Genomic DNA, 16993 nt, shown 5'->3' with positions numbered 1-16993 from the left:
GAGACGTCCCGCCAGGAGAAGACTCATCGGTCGTCCGGCGATGAGTTCCACGACCGGCGTACGTCGGAAGGAGCGAGGCGGCCGCAGACCGGCCGCGGAGAGGAGCACCGATGTCGTCCCAACAGCTCCCGGTCACGTTCCGGGCGACCCTCGAGAAGAGCCCGAGCAAGGGCGGGTGGACCTTCGTGCGCTGGTCGGAGTCGGTCGACTTCTTCGGTACGCACGGCCGCGTGAAGGTGCGCGGGGAGGTGGACGGGGTGCCGTTCGCGACCTCGTTCATGGCGCTCGGCGACGGCACCCACATGCTCCCGGTCGCCGCCGCGGTGCGCGCGCGGATCGGCAAGGCGGCCGGTGAGGAGGTCGAGGTGCTCCTCACCGAGCGCACCGATCGGTCCGCATCGGCAGCGGCCGCCGGGACCGCACGGTGACCGGCGACGGGCGTCCCGACCTGGGCGGAGCCACCGAGGCCGTCGCCGCCCTGGTCCGCTGCACCAGCGACGACGACCTCGGCCGCCCCACGCCGTGCCCCGGCACCGACGTCGCCGGGCTCCTCGACCACCTCGGTGGGCTGGCACTGGCGTTCACGACGGCCGCGCGCCACGAGCCCGGTCCTGACGGCCCGCCCGTCGTCGACGGCTCACGGCTCGACCCGGAGTTCCGCGACACCGTCCCGGCCGCGCTGGCGGAGCTCGCCGTGGCCTGGCGCGACCCGCAGGCGTGGACGGGCATGAGCGAGGCCGGTGGCGTCGAGATGCCGGGCGAGGTGGCCGGGCTGGTGGCGCTCGACGAGGTGGTCGTCCACGGGTGGGACCTGGCGGTGGCAACCGGTCAGCCGTACGACCCGCCGGTCGATGCCGTGGAGGCCGCGATGGGGTTCGTGGCACCCACCGCTGCGGAGCGTCCGGAGGGCACGCCCGGCCTGTTCGGGCCGGTGGTCGCCGTACCGGAGGACGCGCCGGCGCTCGACCGGCTGCTCGGGCTGACCGGCCGCGACCCCGCTTGGCGGCCCCCGGCCTGAGCGGCGGTCAGCTCCGCTCGGGGCTCCAGTCGGGCGAGGCGACGACCTCGTCCGCGATGGTGCGCAGCTTGACGTTGCGGTCCTGCGACAGCCGGGTCAGCAGCGAGAACGCCCGCTGGTCGTTGAGCGCGTAGCGCTCCATGAGGATGCCGACCGCCTGCCCGATCGTGCCGCGGGTCTGGATCGCCTCCTTGAGCTGGGTGATCTCGTGGGCGTAGGAGATCGCGGTGGCGGCCTGGTGGGCGAAGAGCCGGCTCACGGTGGAGAAGTCCTCGAAGGCCCCCGCCTGCGTCGAGTACAGGTTCAGCGCACCCTGTGACCGAGGTGCGTCGAAGAGCCGCACGCCTACCTGGGAACGGATCCCGTGCTCGAGCGCGACGCGGGCGTAGCGGGGGAACCTGGCGTCGTCGGCGAGGTCCGGGGCGACCACGTGGCCGCTCTCGGCGGCCGCCTCGTAGCAGGGCCCTTCCTGGAGGCGGTACTGCGCGGCGTCGACGTCGAGCAGCAGCCCGTCGGTCGGTGCCACCGTCTCCAGCCGTCCCTCGGCGTGCTTGACCGAGATGCTGGCGTAGTCCACCTGGGGCAGCAGCTCGACGGCCGCGGCGGTGACCCGTTCCAGCGTCGCGTCGAGGTCTCCCGGGGTCAGCCGGCTCGACAGCCGCTCGAGCGCCTCCAGGATCCCGTGGTCGTCCATCGCGCCACCCTAACCCCGCCCCACCCTCAGCCTCCGTGCACGAGGACGCCGTCCACGAAGGTGTGCCGCACCTCCGTCGCGTGGAGCTCCGCGGGCGGGGCCGCGAGCACGTCCTGGTCGACCGCCACCAGGTCCGCGGCCATCCCCACCTCGAGGGCGCCGGTCGAGCCCTCGAGCCCGTTCACGTAGGCGCTGCCCTGCGTGTAGGCGCGCAGCGCCTCCACCACGGTGAGCCGCTCGTGCTCGAGCAGCGGTTCGGCTCCGTCCGCCCCGGGCTCGCGGCGGTTCACCGCGACGTGCATGCAGTCGAACGGGTCGGGGGTCGAGACCGGCCAGTCGCTGCCGAACGCGAGCCGCGCACCCGCCGAGAGCAGCGAGCGGAAGACGTACTGCTGCTGGCGCGCCGTCTCGCCGAGGAAGGGCAGCGTCAGCTCGACCATCTCGTCGTCGCGGCAGGCCCACAGCGGCTGGACGTTGGCCACCACGTCGAGCTCCGCGAAACGCGGCACGTCGTCGGGGTGGACGATCTGCAGGTGGGCCAGGTGGTGCCGGTTGCCGCGGCGGCCGTTCACCCCGACCGCGTGCTCGACCGCGTCGAGCGCCTCGCGCACCGCCCGGTCGCCGAGCGCGTGCACGTGCACCTGGAAGTCGAGGGCGTCGAGCCGGGCGACGTGCTCGCACAGCGCCTCGGGCTCGATGAACGACAGGCCGTGCCGGTGGGTGGGACGGCCGGCCCCGTCGAGGTACGGCTCGAGGACCGCCGCGGTCAGCGTCTCGCAGACCCCGTCCTGCATGATCTTGACGGTCGTCGCCCGGAACCCCGCCTCACGCGCCAGGCCGCGGCGCTCCACGAGCCCGTCGACCTGGTCCGCGCCGCGGTCGCGGTCCCACCACAGCGCGCCCACCACCTTCGCGGTGAGCAGCCCCTCGCGCACCGCCCGGAGGTACGCCGGGAGGGAGTCGCGCATCCCGAGCCCCTGGCCCACGAGCGCGTCCTGCCACCCGACGATCCCCAACGAGTGCAGGTGCGCCTGCGCGGTGAGGAGCCCGCGGAGCAGGTCGTCCTCGTCGGGAACCGGCAGGAGCGCGGCGACCAGCCCCATCGCGCCCTCGTGCAGCGCACCGACAGGCGCCCCGTCCGCGTCCCGCTCGATGCGCCCGTCGGCAGGGTCCGGGGTGGCCGACGTGATGCCGGCGAGCTCCATCGCCCGGGTGTTGACCCAGGCGGAGTGGTGGTCGCGGTTGGGCAGGTAGACGGGCCGGTCGGGACAGACCTCGTCGAGCAGCCGGGCCGACGGGACGCCCCGCGGGAACGACCCCATCGACCAGCCGCCGCCGGTGATCCACGGCCGCTCGGGGTGGCGCTCCGCGTGCTCGACGACGCGGGCGAGGTACCCCTCCACGGTCGACTCGCCGGTCAGGTCGCACTGCTCCATCTCCAGCCCCGCGGAGACCGGGTGGGCGTGCGCGTCGTGGAACGCCGGCAGCACCCACGTGCCGCTGAGGTCGACCTCGCGGGTGGCCGGCCCGACCAGGTGCGCGACGTCGTCGTGGGTGCCGCGGGCAGCGATGCGGCCGTCCCGGACGAGCAGGCAGTCGCCCGCCCACCGGCCGGTGTCGTAGACGGGCGCTCCGCGCAGGAGCAGGTCGTCACGGTCGTCGTTCAGCACGACGTGGTTCTACCGCAGGTCGCCCCCGGCGGGCGCGCACCCTCCCGGAATTGTCGGAGCCGTCCGCCACGCTCGCGGGCATGACGACGACGCTGCAGGTGACGCGACCCCGGACCACGATCGGCGCCACCGGGCGGTGGCGGGTCAGCACCGCCACGTCGACCTACGTGGTCGACCTCGACGCGGGCACCGCCACCCGCACCCCCAGGACGGTCCGGGTCCCGGCGATCCGCGGCGACCGGGAGCCGGTGCGGCTCCGGTCCGTGGCGCTCGCGGCGCTCGGGCAGCCGCTGGTGCTGGTGCTCGAACGCTCCTCCGGCTCGCTCACGCTGCGGCGCAGCACCCCGGTCCGCGAGATCGTCCGGATCGACGGTCCGGTCGCGGCGCCGGGGCGCTGAGCCGCTCGACCCCGTCCGGGTCAGGCCGAGGCGACCTCGTGGACGACCCGTCCGGCGTACCAGGTCTTCAGCGCCCGGGTGCGGTAGATCTCCTCGACGTCGACCTGGAAGAGGTCGCGGTCGAGCTTCACGAGGTCGGCGGAGCAGCCGACGGCGATGCGGCCGGCCGTGTCGCCGAGGCCGGCGGCCTGGGCCGGGTTGGTGGTGAACGCGGAGACCGCCTCCTCCACGGTGAGCGCCTGGCCCGGGTTGAGCGCGCCCGGGTAGCTGCCGTCGGGGCTGCGCCGGGTCACCAGGGTCTGCAGCCCGGTCCACGGGTCGGGCGACGGCGCCGCGCAGGGCCAGTCGGAGCCGGCCGCGACGAGCGCGCCGGCGTCGACGAGGTCGCGGACCGGCCAGCTGCGCTCCACCAGCTCGGCGGGGACCTGCGCCGCGATCGACTCCTGGATGACGCTGGGGTACCAGATGTACGGCGACAAGTCGGCGACCACGCCGAGGGTGGCGAACCGGGGGACGTCGTCGGGGTGGACGTACTCGGTGTGTGCGATCTGGAACCTCGCCGCGTCGCCGTGCCGCTCCCGGATCACCTCGACGGCGTCGAGCACCCGGCGCACGGAGGCGTCGCCGGTGGCGTGCAGCTTGGCGTGCAGCCCGCGGCGGACGCAGTCGTCGAGCTCGGCGACGAGGTCGTCGAGCTTCCAGTAGACCTCGCCGACCTCGTGCTCCTGGCCGGCGTGGTGGCAGATGTAGGGCTCGAGCAGCGCCGTGGTCCGGGTCATCGGCACGCCGTCGAGGACCACCTTGACGAAGTCCGGGCGCACGTCGTCGCGGCGCAGCGGCGCCACGATCTCCGCGAGCTCGGTCCCGACCGTGCCCTCCTCGATGAACGGACGGACCGGCGTCGACACGACGACGCGCGCGGTCAGCTCGCCGGCGTCGGAGAGGGAGGCGAGCGCCTCGGCGGCCGGGGCCATCGTGGCGGCGTCCTGCACCGAGGTGATGCCGTAGCCGTTCATGATCCGCAGCGCCTTGGCGACCGACGCGCGCACCCGCGCCGCCGGGTCGGTGACCGACCGCTGGAAGGCGCCCTCGGCCACGGCGGAGGCCAGCTCCTGCAGCACCCCGGTCAGCCGTCCGTCGGCGTCGCGCCCGTAGTGGCCGCCCTCCGGGTGCGGCGTGCCCTCCTCGACGCCCATCAGCTCCAGCGCCCGCGAGCTGACCCAACGGTTGTGCATCGAGTCGTCGCGGAGCAGGACCGCGCGGCCGCCGGCGGCCTCGTCGAGCCGGGCGATCGGTCCGGCGTCGAGGATCGTGTCCATCACGGTGCTGCCGACGATGCCGCCCACGACCCACTCGTCGGGGCCGAGCCGGTCGGCCCACTCACGGACCTTGGCGAGGATCTCGTCGATCCCGTCGGTCGGCAGCAGCGGGAGCTCGAACTTCGCCTGCGCGCCGGCGAGGTTGAGGTGCACGTGGCCGTCGACGAGCCCGGGCATGACGAACGCGCCGTCGAGCTCCTCGACGGTCGTCGCGTCACCGATCAGTGGGGCGACGTCGTCGGCGCTGCCCACGGCCACGATCCGGCCGTCGGCGACCGCGACGGCCTCCGCCCAGGGCTGGTCGTGGTCCTGGGTCCAGATCCGTCCGTGGGTGAGGACGAGGTCGGCGGGGCCGCGGCTCGCGGCATCGGAGGCGGACGTGGTCACGGTAGCTCCTCGAGGTCGGACGGCGGGGTGCGGCGGTGGCGGCTGGGCCCCCACAGCAGTGGGGGCCCAGTGCAGCAGAACGGGAACGCGGCGGCATCCGTAGAAGTACGGACCCGTTGTCTCCGTGCCACGACGGCGTTACCGTTCGGGCACGAACGGTCACCCCCGGCGGCGGCCGTGCAAGCTCCGAGGAGACGCGCATGGTCCAGGCGTCCGTCATGGGGTCCGACCTCGCCGCGAGCGTCGCCGCGGCCACGGAGCTCGGGCTGCTCGCCACAGCCCAGCCCGAGCCGGGCGAGCACGACGCCGCGCTCGAGCTGCTCGACCGGGTCGTGCGCAGCGACGCCTCGACGTTGCACACCGTGGTCGACGGCGACCTCGCCTGCACCGAGGTGGGGGTGCGCCACTACCCCGAGCCGGCGCGTCGGGCGCTGGCCGGACCGTTCCTGCGCGGCCCGCACATGGAGCAGGTCATCGGCGCACCGCTGCCGCCCTCGATCTCGACCGAGCCGGGGCAGCGGTTCCGCACGGGCGAGCTGTTCACCACCCAGCTCGCGCCGCACGGGTTCCGTGACGGCATGTCCGCCGAGCTCCGCCACCGTCGACGGCGCGTCGGCTTCGTGCACCTCAGCGCGACCGACGAGTGCTTCGACCGCACCGCGCAGCAGCTCCTCGCCTCCGTCCTGCCGGCGCTGGCCCGGTTGCTGGACCCGCAGGCGCGGCTCGCGGTGGAGCCGCGGCTCCCCGAAGGCTCGGCTGCGGCGGTGCTCACCGGCGACGCAGCCGTCGAGGTCGACGGCCACCCGTTGCCGGAGCTGCTGGGCGAGGAGGAGTTCCGCGACGTCGTCCGCGCGCTGCACCACGGCGGGGCCCGCCGCGACCGGGGACACGACCCGCACGACCGCCGGCTCGCCGGGCTCTGGCCGACCCGGGACGGCTGGTGCTCGTTCGTGGTGCAGCCGGTCGGGCCGCGCCACGAGGGCCGGGTGCTGCTGCACACCCTCGAGGTCGAGCCGCCGCACCACCTGACCGCCCGCGAGCTCGAGGTGCTGACCTGCGTCGCCGTGGGGCTCACCAACGCCCAGGTCGCGGGCACGCTCGGCATCTCGGCACGCACGGTGCACACCCACGTGGACAGCGTGCTCCGCAAGACAGGGTGCGCCAACCGGGCCGCGGCGGCGGCGCTCGCCCGCCGGGACGGGCTGGTGCGGCCGCTGCGCCAGCTGGACGGCTACGGCGTGGTGCAGCTCGCGGTCAGCGGCTGAGCCCCGACGGGTCAGCCCGACCGGTCAGCCCGACCGGGTCAGGATGCCGCCAGCGGGTCGAGGACCTCGTGGTCCGCGACCGTGCCCGCCAGCGCGGCCAGGTGGTGCTGGCCGTCGCCGAGGAGCTGCTCCAGGACGTGCAGGTGGGCGGTGTAGCTGCCGACGGAGTACTCCGCGGTCATCGCGATGCCGCCGTGCAGCTGGATCGCCTCCTGGCCGATGTGCCGGCCGGCGCGGCTCACCTGAAGCCCCGCCCGGGCCGCCGCGTCCGCCGACCGGTCACCGTCGCCGGTGGCCAGCACCATCGTCGCCCAGTGCACGACGCTCTGGGCGAGCTCGAGCGAGACGTACATGTCGGCCGCCCGGAAGTTCAGCGCCTGGAAGGTGTTCAGCGGGACCCCGAACTGCTTGCGGTTCTTGAGGTACTCCGTCGTCGTGGCGAGCGCGACCTCCATCGCCCCGAGCGCCTCGTGGCCCGCCACGACCCGCGCCGTGTCGAGCACCGCGGCGATGCTGTCGGTGACGTCGGCACCGGGCTCGCCCAGCGGCGTCGCCGGCGTACCGGAGAGGGAGAGGCGGGCCGCGCGGCCCCCGTCGTAGGTCGGGTACCCCTCGCGGGTCACTCCGTCGGCGTCCGGGGCGACGACGAACGCACCGGTGCCCCCGTCCGGCAGCGCGGCGGTCACCACCAGCACGTCAGCGCGGGCACCGTGCGCCACCGGCTCCTTGACGCCGGTCAGGGTCCAGGAGCCGCCCTCCTCGCGGGCGGTCACCGCCGAGGCGGCCGGAGCCCAGCGGCTGCCCGGCTCCTGGTGGGCGAGCGCGAGCAGCACCTCCCCCGCCGAGAGCGCGCCGAGGAGCTCGGCCCGCTGCTCCGGGGTGCCGGTCGCGGCGACGAGACCGCCGGCGAGGACCACCGAGGCGAGGTACGGCTCGGGGGCGAGCACCCGGCCGAGCTCGTGGGCCACGATCCCGACCTCGACCGGTCCGGCGCCGACGCCACCGTCATCCTCGGAGAACGGCAGCCCGAGCAGCCCCATCTCGGCGAGCTGCGCCCAGAGCTTCTCGCTGAACCCGGGGTCCTCCCGGGTCGTGCGCCGGCGCTCCTCGAAGTCGCCGTACGCCTTCCGCACCAGGCCGCGCACCGCGTCGCGGAGGGCGACCTGCTCGTCGTCGTAGGTGAAGTCCATCGGTGTCCCCTCAGAGTCCCAGGATCGTGCGGGCGATGATCTGGCGCTGGATCTCGTTGGAGCCGCCGTAGATCGAGGCCTTGCGCAAGTTCAGGTACGTCGGCGCGGAGCGGCGCGCCCACTCGGGCAGGTCGGAGCCGGTGGCGTCGGCGGCGCCGAGCGCGCGCGGGCCTGCGAGGTCGAGGACCAGCTCGCTCACCGCCTGCTGGAGCTCGGTGCCCTTGAGCTTCAGCACCGAGCTCGCGGGGTGCGGCGCCCCCTCGCTGGAGTGGGCGGCCACCCGGAGCGCGGTGAGCTCGAGGGCGAGCAGCTCGTTCTCGAGCCCGGCGACGCGCGCCCGGGTGAGCGGGTCGTCGAGCAGCGGCCCGGCGAGCTCCTTCGCGCGGCCGAGGGCCCGCTTGATCGCGCCCACCGGCGCGACGCCGACGCGCTCGTTGCCGAGGAGGAACTTGGCGATCGTCCAGCCACCGTTGAGCTCCCCGACCAACAGGTCGGCCGGCACGCGCACGTCCTCGAACCACACCTCGTTGACCTCGTGGCTGCCGTCGATCAGCTCGATCGGGCGGACCTCGAGCCCCGGCGAGGTCATGTCGATGAGCAGCATCGAGATGCCGGCCTGCTTCTTCACGTCGGGGTCGGTGCGGACCAGCGTGAAGATCCAGTCACCGTGCTGACCGAGCGTCGTCCACGTCTTCTGCCCGTTGACGACGAAGTGGTCGCCGTCGCGGACCGCGGTGGTGCGGAGGCTCGCGAGGTCGGACCCGGCGTCGGGCTCGCTGAACCCCTGCGACCACCAGATGTCGAGGTTGGCCGTCGCGGGGAGGAACCGCTCCTTCTGCGAACTTGTGCCGAAGTGGGCGATCACCGGACCGATCATGTTGGCGTTGAACGCCAGCGGCGCGGGGACGTAGGCCCGCTGCATCTCCTCGAGCCAGAGGTGGCGCCGCAGGTCGCTCCAACCGCGCCCGCCCCACTCCTCGGGCCAGTGCGGGACGGCGAGACCGGCGGCGTTGAGGATCCGCTGGTTCTCGACGAACTGCTCCTTGGTGAGCTCGCGCCCGTTGGCCACCGTGTCCCGGATCGACTGCGGCACCTGGGTGGTGAAGAACGTGCGCATCTCCTCGCGGAACGCCTGGTCCTCCGCGGACAGCTCCAGCTGCATGCCAACCCCTCTCAGCGGTGTTGGCACATCATGGCGGGCCGGTGGTGAAGGACCGTTGCGCGGGCCACCGTGTCGGCGTCACCCGTCCGGTGCGGGGTCGACGGCCTGGAGGGCGAACCAGAGCTCGAACCGGTCCCGGGCGCTCTCCGGTGAGATCCCGAGGAGCTCGAAGACCTGCCCGACGCGGCTCTTGACGGTGTGCCGGTGGACCCCGAGGGCCTGGGCCGCCCGGTCCCAGTGCCCGTGGGCGTCGAGCCACGTCCGCACGGTGCCGACCAGGAGCTCCGCTCGCGGGTCGGCCAGCAGCGGCTCGAGGTGGAGCCGTGCCGCCTCGGTCTGCTCCGCGGTCACGGTCGAGAGCGGCCCTCGGACGTCGCCGGGGCCGACGACCCGCGCGCCGGGCCCGGTCCTCGTCGCCACGCCCAGCGCCGCCCGCGCCTCGACGAACGCCCGCGGCAGCCGCCCGTCCGGTGCGGGGCCGCTGTGGCCGCAGCTCCACCCGGCCGCGACCAGCTCGTCGAGAACCGGCTGCAGCGACCCCTCGGCGGTGAGCACGGTCCAGGTGGTGGGACCGCCGTGGGCGATGACACCGCGGTGCCGGACCAGCCGGGTCGACAGCTCCGAGGGGGCGGGGTGGCGGCCGCGTGCCACGACGACCCGCCACGGCTCGCCCGGCCGGGGCGAGGCGCCGAGGGCCCTCGCCAGCTGGCCGCCGAGGTCGACGTCGCCGTCCTCGAAGGCCCGCAGCACGACCTCGCCGACCGCGTCCCGGTCGACCGGCCGCCGGTCGTCGGAGGTCGTCACGGCGAGAAGGTCCTCGGCGACCAGCAGCACGGCCCGCTCCATCGACGACAGCCGGGACGACCGTCCGACGACGAGCGTGGCGTCGGAGCCTCCCGGCAGCCGCCGCACGAGCACGCTCTCGCCCGCCACCTCGGTGGACCCGGTCGCGCCGGTGCCGCCGTCGGTCAGCGCCGCCACCCGGACACGGACCTCCTCCGGCACCCTGCCGGCGACGGTGTCGCCGTCGGGCCTGCGCACGACGACCCAGCAGCCGAGCTCGGCGGCGAGCCGGTCGACCAGCGCGGCGAGCGGTGAGGGGTGGAGCGCGGCCCGGGCCAGCCGTCGCTGGGCGGAGATCGCCTCCCCGAGCTCGCGGTTCTGCTGCTCCGACCACCACCGCCCCACCGTCCGGGAGACGGCGATGAACGGCGTGGACCCCGGCACCTCGAGCAGCGGGAGCCCCCAGCGGGCGCAGGCCCGGCGGAGCGCCGCCGGCGCCTCGCGGTGGTACGGGCGGACACCGAACCCGAGGGCCGCGACGCCGGCGTCCCGGAGGCGGCGGACGTAGGCGCTCGTGCCCTGGGGCGAGGCGAGGAGCCCGGCGCCCGTGGTCAGCAGCAGCTCGCCGCCCTCGAGCCACGGCCGCGGGTCGACGATGTCGCTGGTGTGCACCCACCGCACCACGACCTGCTCGCCGTCGGGCGGGGGCACCAGGAGGGTGAGGTCGAGCTCCGCGTCGTCCGCCAGGGCCTGCAGCTGCACCTCGACATAGTGGCAGCCACTCCCTGAGAACTCGACGAAACTGCGACTTCCCCCGCTGGAGGTCGGGACGCACGGTGGAGCCCATGAGCCAGCACCCCTCCCCCGTCGGGCCCCTGTCCGGCACCGAGGTCCCCCGCTACGCGGGCCCCTCGACGTTCGCCCGGCTCCCGCGCGTCGACCAGGTCGAGAAGGTCGACGTCGCGGTGATCGGCGCACCCTTCGACACCGGCGTGAGCTACCGCCCCGGCGCCCGCTTCGGACCGGCCCACATCCGTCAGTCCTCGCGGCTGCTCCGCCCGTACAACTCGGCCCAGGACGTGTCGCCGTTCGCCGCCCTCCAGGTGGCCGACGCCGGGGACATGGTGATCAACCCGTTCGACATCGAGGAGGCGATCGGCCAGGTCCGCGAGCAGGCCGCGCCGTACGTCGACAACGGCACGCGGCTCGTCACGCTCGGCGGCGACCACACGCTCGCGCTGCCGCTGCTGCGGACGGTGACCCTGGAGCACGGCCCGGTCGCGGTGCTCCACTTCGACGCCCACCTCGACACCTGGGACACCTACTTCGGCGCGCCGTACACCCACGGGACGCCGTTCCGCCGTGCCTCCGAGGAGGGGCTCGTCGACCACTCCGCGAGCATGCACGTCGGGATCCGCGGACCGCTCTACGACCGCGCTGACCTCGAGGACGACGCCGCTGCCGGGTTCCGGATCCTCAGCAGCCGGCAGTTCGCCCGTGACTCGCTCGACGGGCTGATCGAGCGGATGCTCGACCGGCTCGGCGACCGCCCGGTCTACGTCTCGATCGACATCGACGTCCTCGACCCGGCGCACGCGCCCGGGACCGGGACCCCCGAGGCCGGCGGGCTCACCAGCCGCGAGCTCCTGGAGATGATCCGCGCCCTGCCCCCGCGCAACGTGGTCGGCGCGGACGTCGTCGAGGTCTCCCCGGCGTACGACCACGCCGAGCTCACCGGCATCGCCGCCAGCCACGTCGTCTACGAGCTGATCTCGGCGATGGCGCTCACCCACGGGAAGGCCACCTCCTGATGGACCACGCAGTCGTCGCCGTCTACTTCGCCCTGATGGTCGGGGCCGGGATCTACGGCATGCGCAAGGCACGGACCGAGGACGACTTCCTCGTCGCCGGACGCCGCCTCGGCTACGGCTTCTACGCCGGGACGCTGGCCGCCGTGGTGCTCGGCGGCGCCTCGACGATCGGCGGGGTCCGCCTCGGCTACCTCTACGGCATCTCCGGGATGTGGCTCGTCGTCATGCTCGGGCTCGGCATCGTGACGCTCAGCGTCTTCTTCGCCAAGCGGCTGACCTCGCTCGAGGTCTACACCGTCTCGCAGGTGCTCGGGCAGCGGTTCGGCGTCCCGCCGAAGCTGATCGGCGGGCTCGTGATGGTCGCCTACGACCTGATGGTCGCGGTCACCGCGACGCTGGCGATCGGCACCGTCTTCGACGTCATGCTCGGCATCCCGCGGGTGCCGGCGATCCTCATCGGCGGCGGCCTCGTCGTGGCCTACTCGGCGCTCGGCGGCATGTGGTCGATCACCCTCACCGACGTGCTGCAGTTCGTGATCATGACCGTCGGCATCTTCTTCGTCCTGCTGCCGATGTCGGTCTCCGACGCCGGCGGCTGGGACGGGCTCCGCGCGTCCCTGCCCGACTCCTACTTCGACGTGGGCGCGATCGGCACGGACACGATCATCACGTACTTCCTCATCTACTTCTTCGGCATCATCATCGGCCAGGACGTCTGGCAGCGGGTCTTCACCGCGCGCGACCACAAGGTCGCGCAGCGCGCCGGGCTCGGGGCCGGCCTCTACTGCGTGGCGTACGCCGTCGCAGGGGCCGTGATCGGGATGGCCGCCAAGGCGCTCCTCCCGGACCTGTCGGTGCCGGACAACGCGTTCGCCACGGTGGCCAAGGAGGTGCTCCCCACCGGGGTCAGCGGCCTCGTCCTCGCGGCGGCGCTCGCCGCGGTGATGTCGACCGCCAGCGCGTGCACCCTCGCCGCCTCGACGATCCTGACCACCGACGTGATCGGCAAGGGCGAGGAGTCGCTGCGCACCCAGCGGCTGTCGATCCTGGCCGTCGGCACCGCGGTGATCGTCGTCGCCCTCCTGGTGCAGGACGTCGTCGCCGGACTGACGATCGCCTACAACCTGCTCGTCGGCGGGCTGTTGGTGCCGATCATCGGCGCGCTGGTCTGGCGGCGGGCCACCGCCCGTGCGGCCCTCGCGGCCATCGTGTCCGGCAGCCTCGTGGTCACCTTCTTCATGGTCCGCGACGGGATGCTCGCCAACACCCCGATCTACTGGGGGCTGACGACCAGCGCGGTGTTCTTCGTCGTGGTCACCTTCCTCGGCGGCCGTGACGCGGGATCGGAGAGGACGCTCGGGGACTCCGAGCCGGAGGCGTCACGCGCCTGACGGGGGTGTGCCAGGCGAACGCACCGTCCCGGGCAGTCAGCGTGGCTCGGCCATCGTGTCCACGACGTGCTGGGCCCACCAGCCGATCTGGTCGTCCAGCGCGCGGGCGTCGAACCCGTCGTCGGCCATCGCGCCGCTGAGGTAGCGGTGGCGGACGCCGACGGAGATGCAGCACAGCCGCCAGTGCGCGAACGCGACGTAGAACGGCAGGTCGGGCACCTCGACGCCGGCGAGCTCCTGGTAGCGCGCCGCGAGCTCGGCGCGGGTGGCGAACCCGCCGTCCGCGGTGGGGCCGGTGATCGACGGCAGCACGTTGTCGCCCGGCTCGGACCAGGTGGCCAGCAGCCAGCCGAGGTCGGCATGGACGTCGCCCACCGTCGCCAGCTCCCAGTCGAAGACCGCGCGGACCGTCCCCTCGTCGTCGACCGCGACGTTGCCCAGCCGGTAGTCGCCGTGGACGATGCCGGTCCGCTGCTCGGGAGCCCGGGCGGCGAGCAGCTCCGCCCCGCGCAGCAACGTGTCGAGCTCGGGCGGCTCGACGGCGGAGACCTGCGCGGACCACCGGCGGAGCTGGCGGGCGACGTACCCCCGGGCCCGCTCCTCGGTGCCGAGGCCGAGCCCGACGGCGTCGAGCCGGTGCAGCGCGGCGAGCACCTCCACGAGCTGCTCACCGACGCGACGGCGGGCCGCGCGGTCGAGGTGGTCCGCGGAGCCGGGCGCGTCGAGGATCCGGCCCTCGACGAACCCCATGACGTAGAAGTCGGCGTCGGCGACCGACCGGTCGTCGCACCAGGCGACCGGCTCCGCGACGGGTACGGCGGTGCCGGCCAGCGCCCGGAGGAACCGCCACTCGCGCGCCATGTCGTGCGCGGTCTGCAGCACCGAGCTCACCGGCGGTCGTCGGAGCGCGTAGCGGGCGCCGTCGGCCGCGTCGAGCCGGTAGGTCAGGTTCGAGCGCCCGCCGGTCAGCAGGCTCGTCGTCAGGGGCTGCGCCACCTGCGGTGCCTGCTCGGCCAGCCACCGTTCGAACGCTCCCGGCACGACACCGGCGATCTCGACGTCCATCCCGTGCTCCTTCGGGTCAGCCGACGTACGGGCGGGGGCGGCGGAGCTCCTCCCGGGCGATCGAGCGGCGGTGGACGGCGTCGGGGCCGTCGACGATCCGCAGCACGCGAGCCCAGGAGTAGAAGTACGCCAGCGGCGTGTCGTCGCTGACCCCCGCGGCCCCGAAGACCTCGATCGCCCGGTCGATCACCGCGCAGGCGACGGCAGGAGCCGCCACCTTGATCGCCGAGATCTCGGTCTTAGCGCCCTTGGCGCCGTGCTTGTCGATCAGCCAGGCGGTCTTCTGCACCAGCAGCCGGGCCTGGTCGATCTCGATCCGCGAGTTCGCGATCAGCTCGCGGACGACGCCCTGGTCGGCGAGCGGCCGGCCGAAGGCCACCCGGTCCTGCGACCGCTGGACCATCAGCGCCAGTGCGCGCTCGGCCATCCCGATCGCGCGCATGGCGTGGTGGATGCGGCCCGGGCCGAGCCGTGCCTGCGCGAGCGCGAAGCCGCCGCCCTCCTCGCCGAGGAGGTTCGAGGCCGGCACCCGCACGTCGGTGAACCGGAGCTCGGAGTGGCCGTGCTGGTCCTGGTAGCCGAAGACCGGCAGGTGCCGGACGATCTCGAGGCCCGGGGTGTCCCGCGGCACCAGCACCATCGACTGCTGGCGGTGGGTCGGCGCCGCGGTGTCGGACTTGCCCATGACGATGAAGATCGAGCAGCGCTCGTCGGCCACCCCGGTGATCCACCACTTGCGGCCGTTGATGACGTACTCGTCGCCGTCGCGGACGATCGAGGTCTCGACGTTGGTCGCGTCCGAGGAGGCCACCTGCGGCTCGGTCATCGCGAAGGCCGACCGGATCTCGCCCTCGAGCAGCGGCTCGAGCCACTGCTTCCTCTGCTCGTCGGTGCCGAACATGTGCAGCAGCTCCATGTTCCCGGTGTCCGGGGCCTGGCAGTTGATCGCCTCGGGGGCGATGACGGGCGACCAGCCGGACGCCTCCGCCACCGCGGCGTACTCGAGGTTGGTCATCCCGGACAGCGACGGCAGGAAGAGGTTCCAGAGCCCGCGCCGGCGCGCCTCGGCCTTGAGCTCCTCCATCACCGGCGGGTAGGTGTGCTCGCCGTGCACGCGGAGGTGCTCGGCCCACGCCGGCTCGGCCGGGAAGACGTGCTCGCGCATGAAGTCCCAGAACTTCTCCAGCGTCTCGGACGCGCGTGGGGTCGGCTCGAAGTCCATCTCATCGCTCCTGTCGTCGCAGGCAGGTCGCGGGCGACCGGCGCCAGCCATGATGTCGGGCCGCGCGAGCCGGGTGGTGACCACCCCCACACCGGAGCACGGCTGAGGGCCCCCGACCAGGTGGTCAGGGGCCCTCGCGCGGTGCAGGTCAGGCCGCGGCGGCGTCCCCGTCGACCTGCCGGGTGAACCCGCCGATCTGCAGGACACCGTCGGGGTCGTAGGTCCGCACGACCTCGGCGAGGTGCGCCAGCGTCTCCTCGTCGTACGCCCGACGCGCGGTGCGCTCGTCGTGCGCCGGGCCGAAGTTCGGCCAGATCATCCCGTTGTCCCACGCGGCCATCGCCGCGAAGATCTGCTCGGCGTGCTCCGCGGCGCCCATCTCCGGGAAGCCCACGGCGAGCAGGCTGTAGGCCGCGTCGCGGTGGCAGAAGGCGTCGGGGTGCGCGGCCGGCCGCGCGTAGGCGCCACCGAGGTGGCGGAGCTCCACGAGCAGCTGCGGGGAGCCGGAGTCCGGGCCGGCCACCGCGAGCAGCGTGTCGATCGCCTCCTCGGGGAACCCGTCGAGCAGGATCGCCGGGTCGACGACCGGCATCGGGTCGACCGGGTCGGCGTGGACGGCGTCGACCTCCGTGTAGGGCCGGAGCGTGGCGTCGTCGAGCACCACCGGCCCCGTCGCGCGGAGCTGGTCGAGCAGCCGGCGGCCCTCCTGCGCGTCACCGGTCCACGCGAAGCGGACCGCCAGCGTCATCCGCCCGGCCAGGGCCGGCGGGACGCCCGGCATGTCGGGCAGCTGGAAGAGCGCGAACGACGTCGTCCCCTGCTCCGGCAGCTCCTGCGACCAGGTGCGCCAGCGGGAGATGACGGTCGCGGCGTCGTGGGCGTCGAAGTACACCGCGCCGCCGTAGAACGTCGGCAGGTGCACCATGTCGAACTCCACGGCGGTGACGATCGCGGAGGCGCCCTTGCCGCCGCGCAGCGCACGGAACAGGTCGGGGTGCTCCTCGGGGGTGACCCGGCGCAGCTCCCCGTCGCCGGTGACGACGTCGAAGGCGCGCACGCGGTCGGCCGCGAGGCCGTGGGTGCGGGCCAGCGGGCCCACGCCCCCGCCGGTCGTGTAGCCCACGACGCCGACGTCGCTCGTCGAGCCGTTCAGCGGCGCGAGGCCGAAGGGCGCGGCCGCCTCGATGACGGGCTTCCACTTGACGCCGGCGCCGACGCGGGCCCAGCCCTGCGGGTGCACGGTGAGCTCGTCGAGGCCGGCGGTCACCACGAGGAGGTGGCCGGCGAGCGACGAGACGGCGCCGTGGCCGGTGGCCTGGACGCCGACGGTGCAGCCGTGCCGACGGGCGAACCGGACGGTCTCGGCGACGTCCTCGGCGGTGCGGACGGCCACGACGGCCGCGGGGCGCATCGGCTCGGTCAGCAGCCACGGCGACGAGAGGGTCGCGTAGGCCGGGTCGTCGGGGGTGTGCACGGTCCCGGTGAGGACGGCGCGCAGCTCGTCGTACGGCGCGGTGGTGCTCGTCGTGGTGGCGGTGGTCGGGGTGTTGGTGGACATGGTCTGCTCCTCGGTCCGGTCGTGGCTTCGTTGCCGGGACGACCGTGCCGCGGAGCACTT

Annotated in this window: 15 protein-coding genes; 6 read left to right on the top strand and 9 right to left on the bottom strand. The window is 74.0% G+C overall.

The window, feature by feature from the left end; translation table 11 throughout:
* Positions 1-110 precede the first annotated feature (110 nt).
* Positions 111-428: a DUF1905 domain-containing protein gene (locus tag FIP57_RS12945; RefSeq protein WP_148573874.1), complete on the top strand. Its 318-nt coding sequence runs from the start codon at positions 111-113 to the stop codon at positions 426-428.
* Complete coding sequence (locus FIP57_RS12940) at positions 425-1018, top strand: TIGR03086 family metal-binding protein (RefSeq protein WP_203231203.1); 594 nt, start codon at positions 425-427, stop codon at positions 1016-1018. The genes FIP57_RS12945 and FIP57_RS12940 overlap by 4 nt, the downstream gene beginning before the upstream one ends.
* A 7-nt stretch (positions 1019-1025) precedes the next feature.
* Here FIP57_RS12940 and FIP57_RS12935 read toward each other — a convergent pair whose 3' ends face one another.
* Entirely contained in the window at positions 1026-1712 is a 687-nt protein-coding gene (locus tag FIP57_RS12935) for a GAF and ANTAR domain-containing protein (protein WP_148573873.1), read from the bottom strand.
* Positions 1713-1738: 26 nt separating this feature from the next.
* A complete protein-coding gene (locus tag FIP57_RS12930) occupies positions 1739-3382 on the bottom strand; it encodes an amidohydrolase (RefSeq protein ID WP_203231202.1) in 1644 nt (547 codons plus the stop codon).
* Between the two features lie 80 nt (positions 3383-3462).
* Between FIP57_RS12930 and FIP57_RS12925 the strand changes: the two genes are divergently transcribed.
* Entirely contained in the window at positions 3463-3780 is a 318-nt protein-coding gene (locus FIP57_RS12925) for a hypothetical protein (RefSeq protein WP_148573872.1), read from the top strand.
* A gap of 20 nt (positions 3781-3800) precedes the next feature.
* On the opposite strand, the gene FIP57_RS12920 is transcribed toward FIP57_RS12925, so the two are convergent.
* Complete coding sequence (locus tag FIP57_RS12920) at positions 3801-5486, bottom strand: amidohydrolase (protein ID WP_148573871.1); 1686 nt, start codon at positions 5484-5486, stop codon at positions 3801-3803.
* Positions 5487-5686: 200 nt separating this feature from the next.
* Here FIP57_RS12920 and FIP57_RS12915 point away from each other — a divergent pair, with 200 nt between their 5' ends.
* Complete coding sequence (locus FIP57_RS12915) at positions 5687-6751, top strand: helix-turn-helix transcriptional regulator (protein ID WP_148573870.1); 1065 nt, start codon at positions 5687-5689, stop codon at positions 6749-6751.
* A 38-nt stretch (positions 6752-6789) separates the two neighbouring features.
* Here the strand turns inward: FIP57_RS12915 and FIP57_RS12910 are convergent, their stop codons facing one another.
* From FIP57_RS12910 to FIP57_RS12900, 3 genes are all read right to left on the bottom strand, one after another.
* Complete coding sequence (locus FIP57_RS12910) at positions 6790-7941, bottom strand: acyl-CoA dehydrogenase family protein (protein ID WP_148573869.1); 1152 nt, start codon at positions 7939-7941, stop codon at positions 6790-6792.
* 10 nt (positions 7942-7951) lie between these two features.
* Positions 7952-9103 carry an acyl-CoA dehydrogenase family protein gene (locus FIP57_RS12905; protein ID WP_148573868.1) on the bottom strand — a complete coding sequence of 384 codons (1152 nt, stop codon included), beginning with the start codon at positions 9101-9103 and terminating at the stop codon, positions 7952-7954.
* 78 nt (positions 9104-9181) lie between these two features.
* On the bottom strand, positions 9182-10648 hold the full coding sequence (locus FIP57_RS12900; RefSeq protein ID WP_148573867.1) for a PucR family transcriptional regulator: 1467 nt from the start codon (positions 10646-10648) through the stop codon (positions 9182-9184).
* An 83-nt stretch (positions 10649-10731) separates the two neighbouring features.
* On the opposite strand from FIP57_RS12900, the gene speB reads away from it, so the two are divergent.
* Both speB and FIP57_RS12890 read left to right on the top strand, forming a co-directional pair.
* Positions 10732-11697, top strand: a complete 966-nt coding sequence (gene speB / locus FIP57_RS12895; protein WP_148573866.1) for an agmatinase — start codon at positions 10732-10734, stop codon at positions 11695-11697.
* The gene (locus tag FIP57_RS12890) at positions 11697-13088 is read left to right on the top strand and encodes a sodium:solute symporter family protein (protein ID WP_148573865.1); all 1392 of its coding nucleotides are present in this window, start codon (positions 11697-11699) and stop codon (positions 13086-13088) included. The genes speB and FIP57_RS12890 overlap by 1 nt, the downstream gene beginning before the upstream one ends.
* A 36-nt stretch (positions 13089-13124) precedes the next feature.
* Here FIP57_RS12890 and FIP57_RS12885 read toward each other — a convergent pair whose 3' ends face one another.
* The 3 genes from FIP57_RS12885 to FIP57_RS12875 all read right to left on the bottom strand — a co-directional run bounded on the left by FIP57_RS12885 (position 13125) and on the right by FIP57_RS12875 (position 16933).
* The gene (locus FIP57_RS12885; protein WP_148573864.1) at positions 13125-14153 is read right to left on the bottom strand and encodes a phosphotransferase family protein; all 1029 of its coding nucleotides are present in this window, start codon (positions 14151-14153) and stop codon (positions 13125-13127) included.
* Between the two features lie 16 nt (positions 14154-14169).
* On the bottom strand, positions 14170-15375 hold the full coding sequence (locus FIP57_RS12880) for an acyl-CoA dehydrogenase family protein (RefSeq protein ID WP_148573863.1): 1206 nt from the start codon (positions 15373-15375) through the stop codon (positions 14170-14172).
* A gap of 148 nt (positions 15376-15523) precedes the next feature.
* Positions 15524-16933, bottom strand: a complete 1410-nt coding sequence (locus tag FIP57_RS12875) for an FAD-binding oxidoreductase (protein WP_148573862.1) — start codon at positions 16931-16933, stop codon at positions 15524-15526.
* Positions 16934-16993 lie beyond the last annotated feature (60 nt).

The sequence above is a fragment of the Nocardioides caldifontis genome (genome assembly GCF_008087345.1).
Taxonomy (GTDB): Bacteria; Actinomycetota; Actinomycetes; order Propionibacteriales; family Nocardioidaceae; genus Marmoricola_A; species Marmoricola_A caldifontis.
The sequence above is the reverse complement of the archived record's forward strand: the minus strand, read 5'-3'. Positions and strand labels throughout refer to the sequence as shown.